Genomic DNA, 5326 nt, shown 5'->3' on the forward strand with positions numbered 1-5326 from the left:
TCCCCGCCGCAGCCGCTGCATGCTCCCGCAACGCCGCCGGCCACGCCGGCATGCCCGGGCGGCCGACCCGCGCGGCAAGCTCGCGGGCATCGTCCAGCATGCCGTCCTCCCAACGCATCACGCGCTTCGCCGCGAGACGGATACCCGCGTCGAGCGTCGCGCCGGGCCGGACCTCCTCGATCAACTCCGCCGCCTCGTCGGTCAGCCCTTCCATGACCAGGCACTTTCGCGGCTTCGGCGCAACGGGACACTGCGCGGCGAACGCCTCGATCAGCGCGAGGCGGCGCAGCGCGGCCTCGCGGCGCGCCTGACAGTGCGCGCCGAGCGCCGGATCCGCCGCGCTGCGGGACAGCATCGCGAACAGACGCGCGGCTTGCTGCTCGACGCCTTGCAGCTTCGACAGCGTGCGAGACAAAAGAAAATCGACGGTTCGGGTGGGCGCCATGATCGGGTCGTTGCGGAAACGGAACCCCCTCCAAAGCAATGGCCATGCCACGCGCGATCGGGCAGCGGCCGACGAGGCGCGAACGACGCACCGCCATCGCGCGCGCGGCGCGTTTGCCATGCGGTTGTCAGCCAGGCCGGGCGCGCGCCTCGGCCTGGCACGGTTTTCGCTCTAGAAAAGCACCTATGCATGCCGCGGTCGCCGCGTCGGGCGCGCCACATGGCGCTGCCGCCCACGCAAACGAAGGCAGCTCGCATCAACCCGATTGCATTATTTGCACGAACGCAAAGCCCCGATGAAAAAAGTTCAACTCGAGTGCACGGCCGCGCAACGCGAAGCGCATCGACCCTCGTTCGTCTCCGGGCTCACGGCGGATGTTTCCCCCTCACCCATCTCATCCCTCTATCCGGAATCCGGTATGAACGACACGCATCGCGGCACGCGTTTTCCTGCCCCGCCCCAGCCGGCGAACGACATTCGCCTCGCACGGCCGATCGCCAACGCGTCACTCGAATCGTGCGGCAAGCCGTTCGACTGCCTCGGGCAAACCTGGATCGTGCTGCGGGCATGGAGCGTCGAGATCGGCGGCATGCCGCACTTCGACATCGTCGACATGAAGACCGGGCGCAGCGCCGGCCGGGTCGCGGCGCCGAACGTCGCGGCCGCGCGGATCCTGGCGATCAGCGCCATGACGATGCTGCCCGCGCCGGGCGCGAATGGCGTCAATCGTGCCCAAGATGCGAATGGTGCGAACCACGGCCACCGTCCGCACCGCGCCGCCGAGCGCCAGGCGGAGGCCGCAACCGGCCTGCCGCTGCGCGAGATGGCGGCCTGCGAACGCCTGCGGACCGACGCGCGCCAGCAAGCCGCGCGGGGTGCGGCGTGATGCCCGGCGGCCGCGCGGCGGCCCGCGATGCTTTTGGGACGGTGCGCGTTCGCAGCGAAACGCGCTCCGCGAACGACTCGTCTCGTCAGTGGGGGAAACAGTCAATGGAACATCATCCGATCTCTCAACGGATCTCGGTCGTGGTGCTGACATGGAATCGCGCCGATGCGCTCGCGATGACGCTCGACCGCCTGCTCGCCTTGCCCGAAAACCCGCCGATCTTCCTGGCCGACAACGGCTCGGACGACAACACGGTGGCGCTCGTCAAGGCGCGCTTCCCGACGGTGTGCGTGATCGAGTGCGGCGAGAATCTCGGCGCGGCGGGCCGCAACCTCGCGGCCGAGTGCGTCTCGACCGATTACGTCGCGTTCTGCGACGACGATACGTGGTGGGAAGCCGGCGCGCTCGAACGCGCGGTGCAGGTGCTCGACGCCTGGCCGCAGGTGGGCGTGCTCAGCGCGCGCGTGCTGGTGGGCGACGAGCAGCAGCCCGATCCGGCCTGCGACGCGATGCGCATGAGCCCGCTCGGCAGCGAGGGCCTGCCCGGGCCGGCGCTCGTCGGCTACATGGCCGGCGCCTGCGTGTTCCGCACCGGCCTGTTCCGGCGCGTGGGCGGCTACGAGCCGCGCCTGTTCCTCGGCGGCGAGGAAGAGCTGATGGCGCTCGACGTGCTGAAGGACGGCAAGTCGATCGTGTATTGCGAGCAACTGCATGTGCATCACCATCCGTCGGCGGCGCACGACAGCGGCCCGCGCCGCCGCATGCAGGCGCGCAACGCCGCCTGGGTCGCATGGCTGCGCCTGCCGTTGACCGACGCCTGCCGCGCCACGTTCAACGCGATCGGCACGTTTGCGCGCGACGGGCGCCTGCTCGCCGACGGCGGCGCGCTGTTGCGAGGCCTGGCCTGGGTCTTGCCGCGCCGCGAGGTGGTGCCCGACCGGGTGCTGAACCTGCGCTTGCGCGTGCGCTGCGCGCAGCAGCATCGGAAGACGCCCAAGGCCGCGACGGCCACCTCGATGGCCGTGGCCCGCGCGGCCGTGACGGCCGAGGCCGAGCAATCGCGGGGCCGATGAAGTCGGTAAAGCCGATGAAGCCGCTAAAACCGCTATAACCGCTAAAGCCGACGAAGCCGCGCCGGGCCGCCCGCCCGGCGGCGCTATACCGCGCAGACGCGCGGCAGCGTGACTGTCAGCGTGGTGCCCTGCGGCGAGACCGACGCCTGAATGTCGCCGCCGTGCGCATTGACGATGCTGCGGCAGATGTAGAGGCCGAGCCCGATCCCCGCCGCCCGCCCTTCGCGATTGGGCGTGACCGTGCGCGTCAGCGGATCGAACAGGGTCGGCAGCATGGCTTCCGGGATCGGCTGGCCCCCGTTGAATACGGTCAGCTTCACCTGCGCATCGCCGCCCTCGGCGCTCGCGACGATCCGCCCGTCGCCGTAGCGCGCCGCATTGGCCAGCAGGTTGATCAACACCTGCAGGATCCGCGAGCGATCCCACGCGCCGTCCAGGCGGCCATCGCACCGCACCGCCACCTCGACCTTCGGAAACGACGTCCGCACCTCGTCGACCGCCTCGGCGCAGAGCTGGCCCAGATCGGCGGGCGCGATCGACAGCGGCACCGTGTCGTCGAGCCGCGAACGCGCGAACACGAGCAGATCGTCGATCATCGACTGCATCCGCCGGATCGCCCGGTTGATGACCCCGAACGGCACCGCCTGCGCCTGCGCTTGCGCCGAATGCCCGAGCACCTGCGCCGACAGGACGATCGCGTTGAGCGGGGAGCGCAGTTCGTGCGCGAGCATGCCCGCGAACAGATCGCGGCTATGTTCGACCCGGATCGTGTAGGCGCGCACGGATTCGGCCAGCGCCTGATCGATCGCCTCGTTGAAGCGGCCGACTTCCCGCAGCGCCTCGACGCTCGATTCCGGCGCATGCCCTTCCCAGCGCTGCAGCACGGTGGCCCGCAACGCCCGGAATTCCGCCACCACGCCGTTCACGTTGAAGCCCTGGGCGGCGCGCACGTCGGCGTGATGACCGGCCGTGACGTTGAACGCGGCGGCCGGATCGCGCGATCCGCGCGACTTCGCCTTCTGCTCGGCGGCGCTTTGCGGATCGCGCATGTCGCCCGCGATCGCCCGAAGGATGTCCTCGCCCATCTCGCGCAGTTGCGGCGCGCTCAGGCGGTGATCCTTCGGGCTGATCGCCTCGGCGTACTCCGCCCAATCCTGAACCAGGCTCGCGAGGTTGGCCTCGATGAAATCGGCGAGGGTCATGCATATCTCCGGGACACGGCGGTCGGGCCGGCAGCGCGTCGTCGCGTGCGGCGTGGCGGTCGCCCGTTACCCGATGATCGTTCGGCGGCGGCGACGAGCGATATTTTGGCCGATTCCCGATCCGATGTGGAGCCTCCCGATCGATGTTGCCCGATGCGCCCCGCATCGGGCCGCCGCGCCTCAGATCACCGTCGCGCCGCCGTGCCCGTGCTCGTTGAAATCGAGCGGGAACAACTGCCCCGCCGCCGGCGCGAACGGCTGCTGCAGCCAGTGCGCGATCAGATCGGCCTGCCGCGCGGAGCCCGCCCAGTGCAGGCAGCGCAGCGTCGTGCGGGTGCCGGCGCGGATCGTGTAGCGGCCCGGCCGGTTGCCGCGCAGCACGTCGAGCGCGACATCGCCGCCCTGGCGCGCGGCGCTGGTCAGCGCGTCGAACGAAAACGGGTAGCCGTCGACGGCCTGGATCCGGTCCTCGGCCGCCAGCCCGCTGCGGCTCGCGGGGCTGCCGTCGAGCACGCTGCCGATGGCCGGCCCGGCGTCGCCGTCGAGCATCAGGCCGAGGTACGGCGCCGGCCGCTCGCCCAGGTCGAAGCCGAGCCCGCGCAGCCGGTCCGGCAGCGTCAGTTGCCCCGCCTCGGTGGCGCGCGCCGCCAGGAAGCGGCCGAGCCCCGGCTGCCGCGTCTCGACGAACGCGCACAGTGCGTCGAGCGTGTAGCCCTTCCCCTGGCCCGCCGCCGCCTCGAACAATCCCGCGAACACGTCGTCGAGCGAGCGAGCGCCGTGGCTGTCGAGGCGCAGCATCGCGTCGAGCTCGAACGCGATCAGCATGCCCGCCACCTCGTGATCGATCGCGCTGTTGGCGCGCCCCGGATACGGCGCGCGCGCGAGGCTGGCGGCCACCGAGGCGTCGACCGCGCTCACGGTGCCGTAAGCGGGCAGCGCGGCCAGATGCGCGTAATCGCCCGCGATCGCGGCGAAGAATTGCGCGGGCGTGTAGAGCGCCGTGCGCGTGCAGGACAGCAACGCGAAATAGCGCGTGAAGCCCTCGGCAACCCACCGGCCCTCGCTGGCGCCGTCGCGCTCGAACTCGGCGCGGCCCGGCGGCGCGGGCCGCAGGCGGCAGCCGTTCCAGGCCTGGAACAGCGCGTGCGCGCAGGCGCGCAGGCTGGCGTTGTAGCGGTCGCTGTCGTAGAACGTCGCCGGATCGAGCCCGACCAGGCTGCCCGCCGCATGGGCGCACCGCCACGCATGGGCCGGATCGAACGACAGCACGAAGCTGTAATCGTCGAACGGAAACGCGCCGAACAGGTCGTGGTAGAGGCCGGCGATCTCGCAGAGATCGTCGACGAAGCCTTCGACGCTCGCCTCGAAGCCCATCGCGTGCGTCAGGAACACGTGATGGAACGACGTGCCGCGCACCTCGCGCACGATCCGGTCGACGCGGCCGAACGACACGGGCGTGTCGAGCAGGTGCGCGTGATCGCGGTAGGCCCAGGTTCGATCGGGCAAGGCCTGCGCGTCCGACGGATGATGGATCGCCCAGCCGTCGGGCACGCGATAGCGCACCGTGCAGGGGCCGTCGTGCTCGGCCACGCGCAGATAGCGCGCGCCGAGCAGCACCCCGTTGGCGTCGCCGAGCACGCCGCCGGCCCCGCTCGTCGCGGACGACGCGGCGGCGGCGCGGTAGCGCACCGTCACGCCGTCCTCGGGCGCGGCCCGCGCC

At 71.2% G+C, this 5326-nt stretch carries 5 protein-coding genes; 2 read left to right on the forward strand and 3 right to left on the reverse strand.

The genetic code is table 11. The annotated features are described in order from the left end of the window. Positions 1–565 (reverse strand): DUF892 family protein (locus G3N92_RS30595; RefSeq protein ID WP_206131289.1); only part of this gene is annotated, 565 nt, incomplete at its 3' end. 154 nt (positions 566–719) lie between these two features. Here G3N92_RS30595 and G3N92_RS30600 point away from each other — a divergent pair. Further along, the gene (locus tag G3N92_RS30600) at positions 720–1331 is read left to right on the forward strand and encodes a hypothetical protein (RefSeq protein ID WP_206131290.1); all 612 of its coding nucleotides are present in this window, start codon (positions 720–722) and stop codon (positions 1329–1331) included. A 104-nt stretch (positions 1332–1435) separates the two neighbouring features. After that, positions 1436–2404 (forward strand): glycosyltransferase, encoded by a 969-nt coding sequence (locus tag G3N92_RS30605; RefSeq protein WP_206131291.1) that lies wholly within the window; start codon positions 1436–1438, stop codon positions 2402–2404. A gap of 83 nt (positions 2405–2487) precedes the next feature. On the opposite strand, the gene G3N92_RS30610 is transcribed toward G3N92_RS30605, so the two are convergent. Both G3N92_RS30610 and G3N92_RS30615 read right to left on the reverse strand, forming a co-directional pair. Beyond that, positions 2488–3606 (reverse strand): sensor histidine kinase, encoded by a 1119-nt coding sequence (locus G3N92_RS30610; protein ID WP_206131292.1) that lies wholly within the window; start codon positions 3604–3606, stop codon positions 2488–2490. A 180-nt stretch (positions 3607–3786) separates the two neighbouring features. Continuing rightward, positions 3787–5326, reverse strand: a 1540-nt coding sequence (locus G3N92_RS30615) for a hypothetical protein (protein WP_206131293.1), incomplete at its 5' end; no start/stop codon positions are given.

The organism is Burkholderia sp. Ac-20379 (genome assembly GCF_017104645.1).
Lineage (GTDB): Bacteria > Pseudomonadota > Gammaproteobacteria > Burkholderiales > Burkholderiaceae > Burkholderia.

What these genes read in the sequence shown, in the direction of transcription:
- G3N92_RS30605 (WP_206131291.1), top strand. Translation starts at nt 1,436, where the DNA reads ATGGAACATCATCCGATCTCTCAACGGATCTCGGTCGTGGTGCTGACA.
- G3N92_RS30610 (WP_206131292.1), bottom strand. Translation starts at nt 3,606, where the DNA reads ATGACCCTCGCCGATTTCATCGAGGCCAACCTCGCGAGCCTGGTTCAG.